Genomic DNA, 15,492 nt, shown 5'->3' with positions numbered 1-15,492 from the left:
TTTTTTTAGCTCTTAATTCTATAAAACACTGTCACCAAAGCCATTTTTAGCCGTGACCAAGCAAAATACTTCAACAAAAAGAAAACCCTACCACAAACTGTGGTAGGGTTTTACCGTAAGCAATTGTTTGCGCAAATGCAAGCAAATTTTGTGATTAATATCTCTTAAACCGTGTTGGCGACATGATGCAGCCAGCGCTGAATCATCACATCAAGCGCTTCAGGCTTATAGGGCTTGGTACAGTAATCTTGCATGCCCGCATTAAGATATACTTCTTTGTCCCCATGCATGGCGTGTGCCGTCACTGCAATGATAGGCGGCAACTGATTGAACGACTGTTTGAGTATTTTGGTGGCTTCCACCCCATCCATGATGGGCATTTGATGGTCCATCAAAATGATGTGATATTTGCTAGGGTCAGCCTTATAAAAATTGACGGCCTCTAACCCATCTTTGGCTCGGGTGACTTCATAGCCATATTTTTTTAGGCTTTTGACCGCGACCATGGCATTTAGCTCATTGTCTTCTGCTAGCAGAACATGGGCAGGCAGACGTTCTAGCGGTTGTATTGTGGTTTCATCATGACTTTGGTGCCACTGCTGATAGCTGATTTCATCGGTTGCTATCATTGGTAGAGATAGGGTAAAGGTTGAGCCTTTGTTTTTTTCACTGGTTACCTTAATCGTGCCGCCCATCCCTTCTGCCAACGCTTTGCACACAGATAGCCCGAGCCCTGTACCCCCATATAAACGATGGGTAAACTTATCAGCTTGATTATACGCATCAAAAATCACCGCCAACGACTCAGGTTTGATGCCAACGCCCGTATCAATCACATTGAATTTGATTTGGTGCTTATCACCGCCATTCATAGCTTGAATGGTCACTTTACCCTGCTTTGGGGTAAATTTGATGGCGTTATTGACTAGATTGATTAAAATCTGTCGCAGGCGCACCGGATCGGTGTTGACATATTTGGGCAAGCTGTCAGGGTAATCGAAGGTTAGTTCCACGCTGTTGTCTTTTGCAGTGGCTAAAAAGCATTGATACACGTCTTGGCATAGCTGTGCTAAATCAACGGGGATACTCTCAAAACGTATCTTACCTGATTCTACTTTGGATAAATCCAAAATGTCGTTGACGATGGTAAGCAGATGCTCATTGGATGTTTTAATCGATTTGATATAGTGTTGCTGCTGCGTATCAAGCGGTGTCTGCTCAAGCAATTCAAGCATACCCATGATACCATTCATCGGCGTGCGAATTTCATGGCTCATATTAGCCAAGAATGCGGTCTTTACCTCATCAGCACGCTCAGCTTGGTAACGCTGCTGACGTAATTTTAAGGTATCACTCACCATCGCCGCCAAATCTGCTAGCACGCGTTGTTGATTGGCATCAAAATCTTGATGCGGCTGGTCGTCAATCACACACAGCGCGCCCAAAGCAAATTCCCTACCTTGACTGTCGTGCACTACGATGGGTGCGCCAGCATAAAACCGAATATAAGGGTAACCGGTGACCAAAGGATTGTTTTTAAATCGCGTATCTTGGTGAGTATCAAGGGTGACAAAGGTGTCATTTTGTGTAATGGTGTAATTGCAAAAAGCAACATCACGGCTGGTTGAATGTTCTTTTAAACCAATTCTTGACTTAAAGAACTGGATATCAGCATCCAAAAAAGTAATAGCGACAATCTTAGTACCAAAAAACGCCTTAGCCAAAGCACTAATACGCTCAAATTCGGCTTCTTTGTTCGTCTTGATGATATGGTACTGATCCAATACCGCTAGACGCTGTTTTTCATTGCTTGCTATAGGATATGATATCATCTCGTTAATACCGTCCTGCTACGTGATAAAAATTAAACGCTGAGGTTATTTTAACGCTTCAGCAACTAAAATCATCCCCACAACTGAGGTCACTGCAACGGCCGATCCATAGCCGCCACAATGCAAACCACCTGCTTGACAAGACTTATCAACAATCGGTGGCTGTGATGAAAAAACACAACGAATGCCGAATTTTTCTTTCATCGCGCGATTGATACCATAATCTTGACGAAGTCGCTGTCTGACTTTAGCCAGTAGCGGATCTTGGTAAGTATCCTTAAGATCTGCCACCTGAATTTGGGTCGGGTCCGTCTTGCCACCTGCCCCGCCCGCCATAATTAACTTTAATTTATTGAATCGGCAATGCAGCGCAAGCGCAAGCTTGGCATTCATATCATCAACACAGTCTAACACCACAAGCTGTTTACCTGACTGTTTAAGCTGTGATTGCAAGGCACGATTAGGTATTAATAACGCTACGTTATCTTGGCTCAAAAAATCGTCAATCAAATGTAATTTGATATGGGGATTGATTTCTTTGATACGCGCTGCCATGGCTTCAATTTTGCTTTTACCAAAATTGCTATCGGTAGCGGGTAATTGTCGATTGACATTGGAGGCTACTAGCACATCCATGTCAATTAATGTCATCTCGCCCACACCTGTACGAGCCAGTCCCTCAGCTGCCCACGAGCCCACCCCACCCACGCCAACCACATACGCATGCAGATTCTCAAACTTACTAAATTGCGCAGCACCATACAGTTTTTGGGTGCCTGCAAAACGGCGTTGGTATTGCGCGTCAGTTAATGTCATATCAGGCGTCATTTCGGCTGTCATTGTCATGGTTTATCTTAATCTTGGTCAGGTTTTATATTCAATTTGTTTGGGATAGGATACTCCCATGTGACTTGTAGCGCAGCGCAGCTATTTTGCCACAGTTGCTTGGCGAGCCGTGATTGATCTTTTTTTAATAAGTCTGATAACGCTGTCAACACGTACGGCAGATTGGCAGGTACATTGCGCCTACCGTGCGTCACATGACAGGGTATCGGCGTAAAGTCTGGGCAGTCCGTCTCAATCACAATAGCGTCAAGTCCGACGGTTTTGACAAGTTCTGTAAGGGTATGACGCAGTTTTTTGGCATTCGGATTAGTCACTTGCCCGGTGATGCCGATTTTAAAGCCCAAATTGACCAGCGCTTTGGCTTCTTGGATACCGCCACTAAAGCTATGTGCAATCCCGCCCTGGGTGAATTTTTGTGCTTTTAACATCTTAATCACATCGCCATGTGCGCGGCGAATATGTAGCAGCGCAGGTAGTTGGTAGTGTTTTGCCAATTCAAGTTGTTGACCAAAAAACTCTTGCTGCCTAGCGTAATTTTCCGCAGTTTTCATCGGCTCAGTAAAAGTATCAAGCCCGATTTCGCCAATCGCAATGGGTGAATATTGCTGAATAAACTGCTCTAGCTGCTGCAAATCGCTGTCTTTATGCTCCGTAATATAAAAAGGATGCAACCCAAAGGCTAAATGCGCCGAAGGTGTGGCTTTGCCTTGCTGCCAATAGCCTTGCATTTGCCGTTGACACGCCACCATTTGTGCAAAATACTTTGCTAAAAAACCGATCAAAACCAGATGATGAACGCCATTATGCCATGCCAATTGTGATTGCATTTCGCGGTCATGATCGAAGCTATCCACATCAAAATGGGTATGCGTATCAATTAATGGCAAATCAAACGAGCAAGCCGTCTCATTTATCATAGTCATATCATTTTAAATACTGTGGTTTGACAATGCCGTTTAGCTGGCTGTAAGGCACGGTCAATTGCGGTGCAGCCCATGAACGTCATCTATGTATCCTTTATGTGTTATCTGCCCACAATATAAAAATTTTAGCCATTGTTTTGGTTATGGTTATCCTGCTTAATATTTTTATTGATAGGCTGCTTAACTGTATTTGTAGCGGATAGACTTCTATGGCAATCGGCTACTTTATCAGCCCTTGGACTACTGCGTCTAGGTATCAACAATAAAGCTGTCGCAGCAATCCCTAGTTTAATCACCCTCGATATGCTCATATCTTGCCTTATTTTGTAAACTTAAGTTTTTAAACTTTAGTTTTTAACAGTATTGCCATAAAAAAACCCATCAGTCGATACCGGTTTAATGGTGGACTAATGGGCTGTTTTCAAATGCCGTTATGGTAAATAGCTGTTATATAATAACGTAATTTGATAAGTATTCGATAACTATTAGAATTTTTTACCTAATACTTTAGCAGCTAGCTCTTTACCCATAGTAAATGCGGTAGTTTTAGTAGGCTTAGTGGCAGTTGAATCTGCAGCGCGATTGTCATTATCTGCAGGTACAGGGTTATTTGCTTGGTTTCTAGTCTTATTTTCAATGGTTGGTTGGGTTTTATTACGACCTTTTAACATATAGTAAGCGGCACCAAGTACGCCAAGTTTAATAAGGTTTGATTTGTTTACACCATTAGGAAATTGCATAGTATCCTCACTTTTGTTGTAGTTGTTAAAATTTTAAATTAATAGTTATCGCTAATGGGTTTATTGTAGCCAAAATTTAAGCGGTTTACTAAAGTAATTAGGTTACCAATATTTATTGTTTGCCATCATTAGGTTATCGTTTGGTAAATTGGGTAAAATCCTTTTAAGGTTGAAAAAAAACTGACAGGGTTTGTCGGCTTTGCTGCTGTTATCACGATGAATGTCTCAATGTATCAATGTATCAATGCTCACGGGTGGCGCTAAAGGTAATTTCTGGATAACGTTCTTCCATCAATTTAAGATTAACCCGGCTTGGGGCAAGATATGTCAAATAACCACCGCCATCAACAGATAACTGGTCGTGGGCTTTTTTCTTAAACTTCTCAAACGCCACTTTGTCATCACAGTGTACCCAGCGCACCGTCGCAATCGATACAGGCTCAAAGGTACATTGCACTTTATATTCTTCAAGCAGGCGATGCGCCACCACTTCAAACTGTAGTACCCCTACCGCGCCCAAAATCAAATCATTGTTGATTTGCGGCATAAATACTTGGGTGGCGCCTTCTTCTGATAGCTGCTGTAGACCTTTTTGCAGTTGTTTGGATTTCAGTGGGTCTTTGAGTACCACACGGCGAAACAATTCTGGCGCAAAGTGGGGAATGCCTGTGAAGTTTAAAGTTTCACCTTCGGTAAAGCTATCGCCAATTTGGATGGTGCCGTGATTATGTAAGCCGATGATATCGCCCGAATACGCTTCTTCTAGCGCTTCGCGGTCACCTGCCAAAAAGGTCAAGGCATCTGAAATGCGTACTTCTTTACCCAAGCGCACATGTTTCATTTTCATGCCTTTTTCGTACTTGCCTGAACACACCCGCATAAAGGCAATACGGTCACGGTGTTTTGGGTCCATGTTGGCTTGGATTTTAAAGACAAAGCCGGAGAATTTTTCTTCATCGGCTTTGACGGTGCGTTCGACAGTGTCATGGTCTTTAGGGGCTGGGGCGTATTGGGTCAGTACATCAAGCACCATGTTAATGCCAAAGTTACCCAACGCAGTCCCAAACAACACAGGCGTTTGTTTACCGGTCAAAAATTCATCGACATCCCAATCTTCATGTGCCATTTTTGCAAGCTCTAGGCTTTCTTCAAATTCACGGAAGGCAATTTCACCGATTCTCTCGCGGACATCGGGATAGTCATAGCCGTCACGGCTCTCAATCTCGACAATCTCAGTACCATGACCTTTTTGATAAAAGTAGGTTTTATCCTCGCTGATGTTGTACACCCCCACAAAATGTTGACCCGTACCAATCGGCCACGTCATCGGCACACATTGGATTTTTAGGACGTTTTCAATTTCATCAAGCAGTGATAGCGGGTCACGGATTTCGCGGTCAAGCTTGTTGACAAATGAGATAATCGGCGTGTCACGCATCCGACATACTTCCATCAGTTTGATGGTTCGCTCTTCAACCCCTTTTGCCCCATCAATCACCATCAGTGCACTATCCACTGCAGTTAAGGTACGATAGGTATCTTCTGAAAAGTCGGCGTGACCTGGGGTATCTAGCAGATTGACCATGTTGTCAGCATAGGGAAACTGCATCACCGAGGTGGTAATCGAGATACCACGCTCTTGCTCCATGCTCATCCAGTCAGATGTCGCGTGTTTGTCGGTTTTGCGTGATTTAACTTCACCTGCGCGCTGAATTGCTTGCCCCCACAGCAGTAATTTTTCGGTCATGGTGGTTTTACCGGCATCGGGGTGCGAGATAATAGCAAAAGTGCGGCGTTTGGCGATTTCAGAATGTAGTGACATAGTGTTTGACTTAAAAGTAGCGAGGCTTGATAACCGATAAAAGAAAGAATAAAAAAGATGGCTTATTGTAGCCGATTTTACGTTTGATTGCGATTTTCATGGGTGATTATTGCGCATCACGCGCGCGATTTTGACAAAATTTTGTCATAAATCTAATACTTTAATCACTAAAATTGTGTTAGTTTTATCTCATCTTTTTTTACCGACTTATGATATCCGCTATGACCCTTGAATCAGCTTCAACAAAACCCTTACGACCTAGCTCACCTCAACTTATCGAGCCTGTAATGACGGATTCTGTTGTACCGACGATGCCAACCTCTCGGTCAAATTTACCTGATTTAAAAACCTTCTTTTTTGCCATCAGTAGTGTGATTATTGTTTGGCTGCCTGTACTGGTTTTAAAGCTTGGCATGGTGATGTTCTCGGGGCTGATTGTCTATGCGCTGACACGCGGCATCGCCAATTGGATACGGCGTCATGTGGTGGCACCCAAGCCGCAATTTTCAGAACGTATCAAGCTAGACCAACGCGCCGAAGGGATTGCTATCTTCTTGTTGGTATTACTCACCAGTATCGGTATTTATTTGTTTGGTGATTGGGTGGCAGAAAAAGCCAGCGTCGAGCGATTTAACAGCCTGCTTGCTCAGGTTATGCTGGTGATTGACCAACTGCATCGTTTATTGCCCGATTCTGTGTCACAGCATTTGCCTGAATCGGTCAGTTCCATCAAACGTATTTTTGCCCAAACCATCAAAGACTATGCGCCACAGTTGCAGGTTGCAGGTATTCACACGCTCAAAGGGTTTGGCTATGCCATCATTGGTGCGGTGATTGGTGGCATTATTGCCATACAAGTCCCTGCCCATGCGCATTTACATACTAAACCCCTAACGCGTCACTTTCGTCAAAAATTTGATGAGCTGATGGCAGGTTTTACCGATGTATTTTTTGCCCAAGTCAAAATCTCATCAATTAACACGATTCTCACCGCTATTTATTTATTGGGTATTTTACCTTTGGTAGGTCATCCCCTGCCCATGGCATGGACTGTGGTGCTTATTACTTTTATCGCAGGTTTGCTGCCTGTGATTGGGAATTTAATCTCAAATACCATTATTGTGTCACTCAGTCTGACCCATGGACTCATCGTTAGTATTTCATCATTACTGTGGCTAGTGACCATTCACAAACTTGAGTATTTTTTAAATGCGCAGATTATTGGTAGCAAAATCCGATCGACCGCCTGGGAGCTTTTGCTATTTATGTTGGTATTAGAAGCCACCTTTGGACTGGCAGGCTTGTTAGCTGCGCCGATTATTTACGCCCAAATCAAACGCATTTTGGCAGATAGGGGCTGGGTTATATAAAACCCCCTACTGGCTACAGGACTCATTAATAAATAATTTGCCCGATAAATTGAATTTTTAAATCTTATCGCCATTAATAACAGAACACGGCTTTATTGTTACAGTGTTGTATGGTTGAATAATTAAAAATGTGTTTTAAAATCTATAACTGCCAAAATTTTAATGATTGATTTTACAATTTACACTAACATTTTTTGGCGTATTTTGAGGTTTAACCAAAATTTGAAAGATTTCCACGGTAATTATAGTGAAAAATCCTAGCAATTTTTAATTTATTGTGCCAAAAAAGCGATTTGCCAATCCATTCATTGATTCATAAGGAATTTTAGCGATGTCTACTATCAATAATAACAACGTTGTACATTTTCATTACACCTTAAAAGACGACGAAGGTAACGTCATTGACCAATCACCGGAAGGTCAACCTTTAGCGTATTTACATGGCTACCAAAACATTATTCCAGGTCTTGAGTCACAATTGGCGGGCAAATCAGTGGGTGACAAATTTACTGCAAGCATTGAACCTGCAGATGCTTATGGCGAATTCGATGATGCGGCAGTACAAGAAGTTCCACGCGAAAACTTCCAAGGCGTCGAAGATATCCAACCAGGTATGCAGTTCCAATCACAAACTGAAGACGGTCATGTGATGTTAGTCACTGTGAAAGACGTGCAAGAGGACAAAGTGATTGTTGATGCAAACCATCCTTTAGCGGGCAAAAAACTTCATTTTGATGTAGAAGTGGCAAGCATTCGTGATGCATCAGATGAAGAGTTGCAACATGGTCACGTACATGGTGCAGGCGGTCATCACCACTAAGTCATTATTAAAGTTTAGAGAGATTAAATGGAAGGCTATGATTATAGCCTTCTTTTTTTGGGCAAAATTTTACCCTATGAAATACTTTTACGGGGTGTAAGAAACGCTTGATATTATTTACAAAATCATTGATTTAGTTACGTTTTTTGATGCTTTACTATAGTTTTTACCACACACTTTGCGCCAAATTTTGGCATAATAGTTTTGTACCCAACGAACAATCCAAGCAACAATAAAGACGGATGATTGGGTATATACTTTTAGTCATTTATCTAGTACTGAACTAATTACAAAAAAGGATACTACTCATGAACGAGAATACAATTAAAGGTCAATGGGAACAAGTTAAAGGCGCTGTAAAAGAAACTTGGGGTGACTTAACTGATGATGAAATTACCCAATTGGAAGGGAATCGCCAAAAGCTATCAGGTAAAATCCAAGAGCGTTATGGCCGCGCTGAAGATGTGGTAGAAAAAGAAATCGACGACTGGTCAACTCGTCATAACTATCGTTTCTAGAATAGATTAACCCCTCCTCCAAAGTAAAAAAGCCATATCCTCTGATATGGCTTTTTTACCTGCTATCCTAGCATCACTGACCTCATCCTTAAGGTCCTTACTAACTGGTAGTGAATTTCTTGACTCATCCTAAGTCTCACTCCACGTGTTTATCAAGCATCATTCCTTAATACTACGATAAACCATTCCTTTATTGGCAATTCTGTCCCTATCTCAATCCTTGAGAACCATCCCTGTGCCGTTGAATATATTATTACAAAATTTACCATTCGGTAACAGTCGTACAAACGTCAATGCATATAAGCTTTTGCTTACACGCATTTTTGCTATTAGGGGCGCTGGTTGTTCGCTGTCTGTGCATCAAGCATCACATTAGCCGCTTCAATCACAAACGCTTCACTTTCTGGCAGCTTTGGACGTTCGGCTTGTTTTAGACGGCTACGGACTTCTAACGCTGCATCTTGCGCAGCTTGGTACGCTGTCCACGTGCTATAGGGGCTCTCCCCATTGGCTTGGCGTCTCGCATTTTCTGCCGCTAAGGTTTTTGCCTCAATGTTTTTGCGGAAAGTACGGCGGTCATTGATGTCTAATTTGACAGGTTTCTTATCATCTTCCTCATTACGGATTCTGTTGAGTTGGCTTAGATAAGCAAACTGGGCATTGGCTGCTTGACGCTGCTGTGACAAGGCATTGAGCGATTGCAAGGTCTCACGGGAATAGTTGCCCGCAGGTTGGTACGGCGCGGCACGAATGGTATCCCACGCCAGTGGGTTTTTCATGCTGCGTTCACCAAATTCCATACCTTCATAGATATTGACTAAGCGCACATCGGGTACAACGCCTTTATTTTGGGTACTGCCGCCAGTGATACGGTAGAACTTGCGCTGGGTTAAGGTTGCTGACCCTAAGGCAAGATTATCAAGCTGAATTTGCGCTGAGCCTTTACCTGTGCTCGTGCTACCGACAATCAGACCGCGACCATAATCTTGAATCGCTGCGGCAAAAATCTCGCTGGCTGACGCCGAGCCTTGGTTAATGAGTACCGTCATGGGGCCTGTATACAGCTGCTTACCTTTGTCTTCGTCTTCATACACTTGGATATTGCCGCGATTATCACGAATCTGTACCAGCGGACCTGACTTGACGAACAAGCCAATCATTTTGGCAACTTCATCGAGTGAGCCACCGGGGTCATCACGCAGGTCTACCACCAAGCCATCAATATTTTGCTGGTTCAAGGCTTTTAACGCGTTTTCCGTATCAATGCTGACACTACGATAGTCTTCTCCCGCACGGCGGGCTTTATAGTTGAGATAAAAACTTGGGATTTCTAGCACACCGATTTTTTTGGCTTGTCCGTTTTTATCTTTGACACTAATTACCCGATGATTGACGCCCGATTCTTCTTGCTGAATCACATCACGTATGAGGGTGACATTACGCGCGCTACTGTCTGGGGTATTAGGCGCTTTGACGCGCACGGTGACGGATGAACCTTTTTTACCGCGAATGAGGTTAACCACTTCACGTGTCGAATAACCGACGGTATCGACCATGCCTTTATCTTCAGTCGATACGCCGATGATTAAATCATTGGGTTTGATTTGACCCGAACGAGCGGCAGGCCCGCCATCAACTAGGCTGATGATACGGGTGTAGTCGGGATTCTTGCGATCGGGCTGAATTGAGACGCCGATACCGACCAATTCAAGGGTCGATTGGATTTGCATCTCATTGGCTTGCACGGGGGCAAAATAATTACTGTGCGGGTCATAGGCTGCCATCGCTGCATTTAACAGGGTTTCAACGATTTGGTCGCTATCGATACGCTGTAGCTGCGCATATTGGCGCTTTAAACGCTGGTCTAGCACTTGACTTGGGGAGCGCGTTTCGTTTTTGACTAAATCACTGGCGTTGTATTTATCGGCATTTTCTTGCAAAAACTTGTCTTTGTTTTTGTCTTCATCTTGATTGATGGTCATGCCAATTAGCTGGTAGGTCAGCTGTTTGCGCCAAAAATCGCGTTGCTCGGCAACGGTTTTAAACCGTGGCAATTTTTCACGGTTCATAATGACCGTTTCGTTACTCTGTAAGCTCACAGGGGATTTTAAAAAGCTGTCGGCAAAGCTATAATACGCTTTTGAGCGCTCAATAAAGCGCTGATAGATTTCAAAACCTGGTTTTAAATCACCGCGTTTGAGATAATCGGCAAAACTATTGCCATATTTTTGGGTAAATTCATCAATATCGGACTGCAAAAACACGCTATGATTGGGGTCAAGCGCATCAAAATAGTCGCCTAAAATTTGCCTGCCCGTTGCCGCGTCCATTTTTTTATCTAGATAATGGCTACGATCCAACAACGCTGCGACTTGCCGTGTCACCTGCCGCTGCTCGTTATTAATCTGTCCGACGCTCGTCGATGCTGCAATTGCGGTTTGGTAACTTTGTCCCAGTATCGCCCCACCCATCAACAGGGCAAATACACTGGCGGTAAGTTGTTTGTATTGCATGACTTTCCTTACTCTATTTAATGAAGCGATAAACAGAAAAAACTGACAGCCCATCTTAGCACTGTCAGTTTTTCCATACCATACAAAACGTGTAAATATTCGACTCAAATCATCTATCAAACCTCACCGTTTGTAGCGGTAACTTATTGTATTAGCCAATCAATTGATTGTCTTTAAACAGTTGGGTTAATTCCTCGGCAGTGAGTAATTGTTTTTCACCGTCTTGGCGATTGACATATTCGTATTTCACCTCGCCTGTTTCACTGATATTTTTCTCTGAGATAACGATACGATGGGGAATGCCAACGAGCTCTAAATCGGCGAATTTTACCCCCGCACGCTCGTCTCGGTCATCAAGTAGCACATCAACACCTTGGGCTTTTAGCTCAGTGTAAAGCGCTTCGGCAAGCTGCATTGCTTTGTCCCCTTTCGCTGGGTCTAGAGCATCTTTCATTTTGCCTTTAATCATCGGTACAATCGCCACAGTGAATGGCGCAAGGCTCTCACCTGTGCTACTGGTTTTCCAAATGATACCATTGTCATCGTGGTTTTGTTCAATGGCGGCGGCGACGATACGGGTCACGCCGATACCATAACAGCCCATCATAGTAATGACAGGTTTGCCCTGCTCGCCCATCACCGCACAGTTTAACGCTTTGGCGTACTTGTCACCCAATTGGAATATATGACCAACTTCGATACCGCGGCGGATTTGTAAAATACCTTGTCCATCTGGGCTTGGGTCGCCTTCTACTACGTTGCGAATATCGGCAATTTCGGTGATGGACGCATCGCGCTCCCAGTTGACGCCCGTGGTATGAAAATCTGGCTTGTTAGCACCGCTAACAAAATCTGATAGCACCGCAGCAGCACGATCTACAATCACTGGCATGTTCAAATCAAACACCCCGATATAACCTTTGTGCAGGCCCGCCGCTTGCATCGCCTCTTCGCTCGCCATGGTGAGTGGGGCTTTGACTTGCGCCAATTTTTCGGCTTTGATTTCATTTAGGGTATGATCGCCCCGTAACACTAACGCGACTAAGGTGCTTTTACCTTCTGCGGTAGGTTCGCCTTCGACGATTAAAGTTTTGACCGTCTGTGACAATGGCAAGCCTAAATGCTGAGCCACTTGCTCACAAGTTGGCATATTGGGCGTGCTGACATCGGCTTTGTCCTGCGTTGGGGTAGCACGTTCACCGACCGCCACCGCTTCAGCAAGCTCGATATTGGCCGCATAATCTGAGCTATCTGAAAATACGATATCGTCTTCACCACTGCCAGCGAGGACTTGAAACTCATGCGACGCAAATCCACCAATCGAGCCAGTATCGGCTTGCACCGCACGAAAGTCTAACCCAAGACGGGTAAAGATATTATGATAAGCGCGGTACATATCATCATAGGTGCGCTGTAGTGAGGGCTGGTCGATATGAAACGAATAGGCATCTTTCATGATAAATTCACGTGAACGCATCACCCCAAAGCGTGGGCGAATTTCGTCACGAAATTTGGTTTGTACTTGATAGTAGCTCACAGGGAGCTGTTTATAGCTTTTTAGCAAGTTACGCGCGATGTCGGTTATCACTTCTTCATGCGTTGGACCTAACACAAAGTCGCGTTGGTGACGGTCTTTAAACCGCAGCAGTTCAGGACCATAGGCTTCCCAACGACCGGATTCTTGCCAAAGCTCGGCAGATTGCACCACAGGCATGAGCAGCTCTTGGCAGTTGATGGCATCCATCTCTTCACGGATGATTTTTTTGACTTTTTGTAAGGTTTTTAGACCCATCGGTAGCCACGTGTAGAGACCCGACGCAGATTTACGAATCATCCCTGCACGGAGCATTAATTGGCTGGAGATGATATCGGCATCACTTGGGGTTTCTTTTAACGTTGCAAAAGTAAATTGACTGGCTCGCATGGCACACCTTGTTTGTACGGCTTGAAATAAGAAAAAAACGAGAATGGATAGACTATTTGGTAAACCGATTATCTTATTTTATGCCACTGGGTGGTGCAATAGTTTTTTTAATTTTTGCCAAATCGATGCAGTATTTTTGGTCTTAGCATTTTTATAAATTAGGACAATAATTATGACAATTTGGTCATACCCATTGGCTATTTAAACTAGCTACATTGAAATTATGGCGAGTCATAACCATACAAAATAGCATCCACTATTAAATAAAAGATTAGGAATGGATACATGACCCAACTCCCCACTTCATCTTCCACGCCATCACCTGAGACAAAACCGACTACAAACTTGCCACATCCACCTGCACCGGGCAACAAAAAGCCGGTTTCTTTTTGGGTGAGTTTATTTTTACTGGCGGTGATTGCGGTGGCAGGTTGGCTATTTTTGCAGTGGCAACAAACAAATACGCCTAAAAAAGTTGAGGTATTAACCCGTGAAGGGGTGGTCACTAAGATTCAAAGTCTTAATCGACTACAAACCGTGGCCTATAATGTCGATACCGTTATCACCAGCCAAAAAGAAGGCAATTGGTACGCCCTGTGGCAAGATCAACAAAAGGGGCTGTTTGTCGCTCATGGACGGGTGACCGCGGGCATTGACTTAAATCAATTAAAACCCACTGATGTACAAGTGACCCCAGATGGTAGCCATGTCAGTATCACCTTGCCCGCTGCGCAGATTTTGGATAGTTATTTAGATAACATTGAAGTGTATGATATTCAAACAGGGGTATTTGGCATGGTGCAAGCCGACCCACAAATATTTAACCAAGCGCAAGTGGCTGGCAAAGACCAAGTGCTGACATCCGCTTGCCGCTCTGGCATTCTACAAACTGCCAACGATAATGCCCAAAAGCAAGTGCAATCGCTATTTGCACTGGCAAATGTACAAGTCACTGTGAAAGTCACCGCGCCTGCTAAAAATTGTCGTTAAACCGATTGTTTGCCTATCAATAAAACCAATCCAAGGATAAAAGCGTTTTTTTGTTTTATGTTATTTTTGTGCGCTGTCAGAATTGGTATGAAAGGCATAAATAATAGATATGTAACCTACCTTAATAATAAGAATGTTGCTAAAATCTCAACTTTATAGCCCGCTAGATAGTCCGCTAGTTTTAGACGACATGTATTTGCTACATCATCAAAAATTGTAATCATCATAGCCAGTTAACGTATCCCTAGCCCAGGTTTACGATAATTTATTGCAGGGATGCTTGATGGCGTTTTAGTTGTGTAAAAGATCAATTCGCTAGCTTTTGGAGAGTTTACTCAATGAATGTTACGTCTGCCTCAGATCGTCTAAAAAAAGTGATGCGGATTGCTTTGGTTGGTATCAAGCCTGGCGACCAAGTGATGCTAAAAGGCTATCTACGCCTCTTGCTTAGACTCGAAGCAGACCTTGAATGGGTATCAGCGAACAATCAGCAAATTGATTTATTCATGGTCAATCATGATTTTCGTCATGCTGAAAGTGTTCAACAGTTAATTAGTGACAAACCCAATACCGCCACTATTTATACCGCTCGTAGTGAGACGGAAAACGGCTATTTATCGCAAGATTTATTGGTGTTACCCATCAAAGATTTAGCGCCATTGAGCGAGTGGTTGTTTTCACAATTGCCGTTCTTGTCTGGCGTACCTGTTAGCAATAAGGCATCTACTGCCGCTAAAATCACCGCTGATGTCGCTCACGCTTATCAATCAGCGACAGACAATACATTAACACTAGCGCTTAGTCTTTAATGCGCCTGCTCGAGTTGGCAATCCATCATCTGGTGTTACCCAGCTTACGCAAGTTTTAGCTGTTATAACCAGTGATACCCCAATGCCCCTAACCCACTTGCCAAAACTAGTCAGTCGGTGAATTGGCGCTAGAGGGCGGCATTAACGCATTGGTCTATATGGCACACCTGGGCAGGAACGCTTTAGCTTTATTTGGCCGATGTTATCGCAAAGCGATGGGTATTTTTAAAACTGTTACGCTAGTAAATATTTGGATACAAATATGAATGATTAGTTGTTTCAAATGGAAAACCGTATTAAGCCCAGTGAGCCATTTATTGTGCTATCTAATAAAGGATTGCACGAATTAATCCATACCATAAGTGGCTATGAATAAAGCAGCTAA

At 43.5% G+C, this 15,492-nt stretch carries 12 protein-coding genes and 1 pseudogene; 6 read left to right on the top strand and 7 right to left on the bottom strand.

Annotated features, from left to right (window positions below; translation table 11 throughout):
- Nucleotides 1–164 precede the first annotated feature (164 nt).
- The 5 genes from RTN07_RS08690 to RTN07_RS08670 form a co-directional block, all read right to left on the bottom strand.
- Nucleotides 165–1,832: a GAF domain-containing hybrid sensor histidine kinase/response regulator gene (locus tag RTN07_RS08690; RefSeq protein ID WP_312177446.1), complete on the bottom strand. Its 1,668-nt coding sequence runs from the start codon at nucleotides 1,830–1,832 to the stop codon at nucleotides 165–167.
- Nucleotides 1,833–1,877: 45 nt separating this feature from the next.
- Nucleotides 1,878–2,678, bottom strand: a complete 801-nt coding sequence (locus RTN07_RS08685) for a tRNA threonylcarbamoyladenosine dehydratase (protein ID WP_409455556.1) — start codon at nucleotides 2,676–2,678, stop codon at nucleotides 1,878–1,880.
- An 8-nt stretch (nucleotides 2,679–2,686) separates the two neighbouring features.
- Nucleotides 2,687–3,595: a TatD family hydrolase gene (locus RTN07_RS08680; RefSeq protein ID WP_312177444.1), complete on the bottom strand. Its 909-nt coding sequence runs from the start codon at nucleotides 3,593–3,595 to the stop codon at nucleotides 2,687–2,689.
- Nucleotides 3,596–4,086: 491 nt separating this feature from the next.
- Nucleotides 4,087–4,341 (bottom strand): hypothetical protein, encoded by a 255-nt coding sequence (locus tag RTN07_RS08675; protein WP_036593370.1) that lies wholly within the window; start codon nucleotides 4,339–4,341, stop codon nucleotides 4,087–4,089.
- Nucleotides 4,342–4,582: 241 nt separating this feature from the next.
- Nucleotides 4,583–6,163, bottom strand: a complete 1,581-nt coding sequence (locus RTN07_RS08670; RefSeq protein WP_007115798.1) for a peptide chain release factor 3 — start codon at nucleotides 6,161–6,163, stop codon at nucleotides 4,583–4,585.
- 287 nt (nucleotides 6,164–6,450) lie between these two features.
- On the opposite strand from RTN07_RS08670, the gene RTN07_RS08665 reads away from it, so the two are divergent.
- The 3 genes from RTN07_RS08665 (at nucleotide 6,451) to RTN07_RS08655 (ending at nucleotide 8,871) form a co-directional block, all read left to right on the top strand.
- Nucleotides 6,451–7,533, top strand: a complete 1,083-nt coding sequence (locus RTN07_RS08665) for an AI-2E family transporter (RefSeq protein WP_257621714.1) — start codon at nucleotides 6,451–6,453, stop codon at nucleotides 7,531–7,533.
- 331 nt (nucleotides 7,534–7,864) lie between these two features.
- Nucleotides 7,865–8,353 carry an FKBP-type peptidyl-prolyl cis-trans isomerase gene (locus RTN07_RS08660; RefSeq protein ID WP_065254139.1) on the top strand — a complete coding sequence of 163 codons (489 nt, stop codon included), beginning with the start codon at nucleotides 7,865–7,867 and terminating at the stop codon, nucleotides 8,351–8,353.
- 308 nt (nucleotides 8,354–8,661) lie between these two features.
- Nucleotides 8,662–8,871: a CsbD family protein gene (locus RTN07_RS08655; RefSeq protein ID WP_036593367.1), complete on the top strand. Its 210-nt coding sequence runs from the start codon at nucleotides 8,662–8,664 to the stop codon at nucleotides 8,869–8,871.
- Nucleotides 8,872–9,200: 329 nt separating this feature from the next.
- Here RTN07_RS08655 and RTN07_RS08650 read toward each other — a convergent pair whose 3' ends face one another.
- Both RTN07_RS08650 and RTN07_RS08645 read right to left on the bottom strand, forming a co-directional pair.
- The gene (locus RTN07_RS08650; RefSeq protein ID WP_312177438.1) at nucleotides 9,201–11,384 is read right to left on the bottom strand and encodes a carboxy terminal-processing peptidase; all 2,184 of its coding nucleotides are present in this window, start codon (nucleotides 11,382–11,384) and stop codon (nucleotides 9,201–9,203) included.
- A gap of 151 nt (nucleotides 11,385–11,535) precedes the next feature.
- The gene (locus RTN07_RS08645) at nucleotides 11,536–13,308 is read right to left on the bottom strand and encodes a proline--tRNA ligase (RefSeq protein ID WP_312177436.1); all 1,773 of its coding nucleotides are present in this window, start codon (nucleotides 13,306–13,308) and stop codon (nucleotides 11,536–11,538) included.
- A gap of 285 nt (nucleotides 13,309–13,593) precedes the next feature.
- Between RTN07_RS08645 and RTN07_RS08640 the strand changes: the two genes are divergently transcribed.
- The 3 genes and pseudogenes from RTN07_RS08640 to RTN07_RS08630 all read left to right on the top strand — a co-directional run.
- A complete protein-coding gene (locus RTN07_RS08640) occupies nucleotides 13,594–14,298 on the top strand; it encodes a DUF4230 domain-containing protein (RefSeq protein ID WP_312177433.1) in 705 nt (234 codons plus the stop codon).
- A 338-nt stretch (nucleotides 14,299–14,636) separates the two neighbouring features.
- The gene (locus tag RTN07_RS08635; protein ID WP_312177430.1) at nucleotides 14,637–15,107 is read left to right on the top strand and encodes a hypothetical protein; all 471 of its coding nucleotides are present in this window, start codon (nucleotides 14,637–14,639) and stop codon (nucleotides 15,105–15,107) included.
- 116 nt (nucleotides 15,108–15,223) lie between these two features.
- Nucleotides 15,224–15,318 (top strand): annotated as a pseudogene (locus tag RTN07_RS08630) (GTP-binding protein); the annotation flags it as partial.
- Nucleotides 15,319–15,492: the final 174 nt, after the last annotated feature.

The organism is Moraxella sp. CTOTU46934 (assembly GCF_031979465.1).
Taxonomy (GTDB): Bacteria; Pseudomonadota; Gammaproteobacteria; order Pseudomonadales; family Moraxellaceae; genus Faucicola; species Faucicola tetraodonis.
The sequence above is the reverse complement of the archived record's forward strand: the minus strand, read 5'-3'. Positions and strand labels throughout refer to the sequence as shown.

Bases quoted from the DNA above. Each gene is read 5' to 3' on its own strand.
- RTN07_RS08690 (WP_312177446.1), bottom strand. From the start codon at position 1,832: ATGATATCATATCCTATAGCAAGCAATGAAAAACAGCGTCTAGCGGTA.
- RTN07_RS08685 (WP_409455556.1), bottom strand. From the start codon at position 2,678: ATGACAATGACAGCCGAAATGACGCCTGATATGACATTAACTGACGCG.
- RTN07_RS08680 (WP_312177444.1), bottom strand. From the start codon at position 3,595: ATGATAAATGAGACGGCTTGCTCGTTTGATTTGCCATTAATTGATACG.
- RTN07_RS08675 (WP_036593370.1), bottom strand. From the start codon at position 4,341: ATGCAATTTCCTAATGGTGTAAACAAATCAAACCTTATTAAACTTGGC.
- RTN07_RS08670 (WP_007115798.1), bottom strand. From the start codon at position 6,163: ATGTCACTACATTCTGAAATCGCCAAACGCCGCACTTTTGCTATTATC.
- RTN07_RS08665 (WP_257621714.1), top strand. From the start codon at position 6,451: ATGACGGATTCTGTTGTACCGACGATGCCAACCTCTCGGTCAAATTTA.
- RTN07_RS08660 (WP_065254139.1), top strand. From the start codon at position 7,865: ATGTCTACTATCAATAATAACAACGTTGTACATTTTCATTACACCTTA.
- RTN07_RS08655 (WP_036593367.1), top strand. From the start codon at position 8,662: ATGAACGAGAATACAATTAAAGGTCAATGGGAACAAGTTAAAGGCGCT.
- RTN07_RS08650 (WP_312177438.1), bottom strand. From the start codon at position 11,384: ATGCAATACAAACAACTTACCGCCAGTGTATTTGCCCTGTTGATGGGT.
- RTN07_RS08645 (WP_312177436.1), bottom strand. From the start codon at position 13,308: ATGCGAGCCAGTCAATTTACTTTTGCAACGTTAAAAGAAACCCCAAGT.
- RTN07_RS08640 (WP_312177433.1), top strand. From the start codon at position 13,594: ATGACCCAACTCCCCACTTCATCTTCCACGCCATCACCTGAGACAAAA.
- RTN07_RS08635 (WP_312177430.1), top strand. From the start codon at position 14,637: ATGAATGTTACGTCTGCCTCAGATCGTCTAAAAAAAGTGATGCGGATT.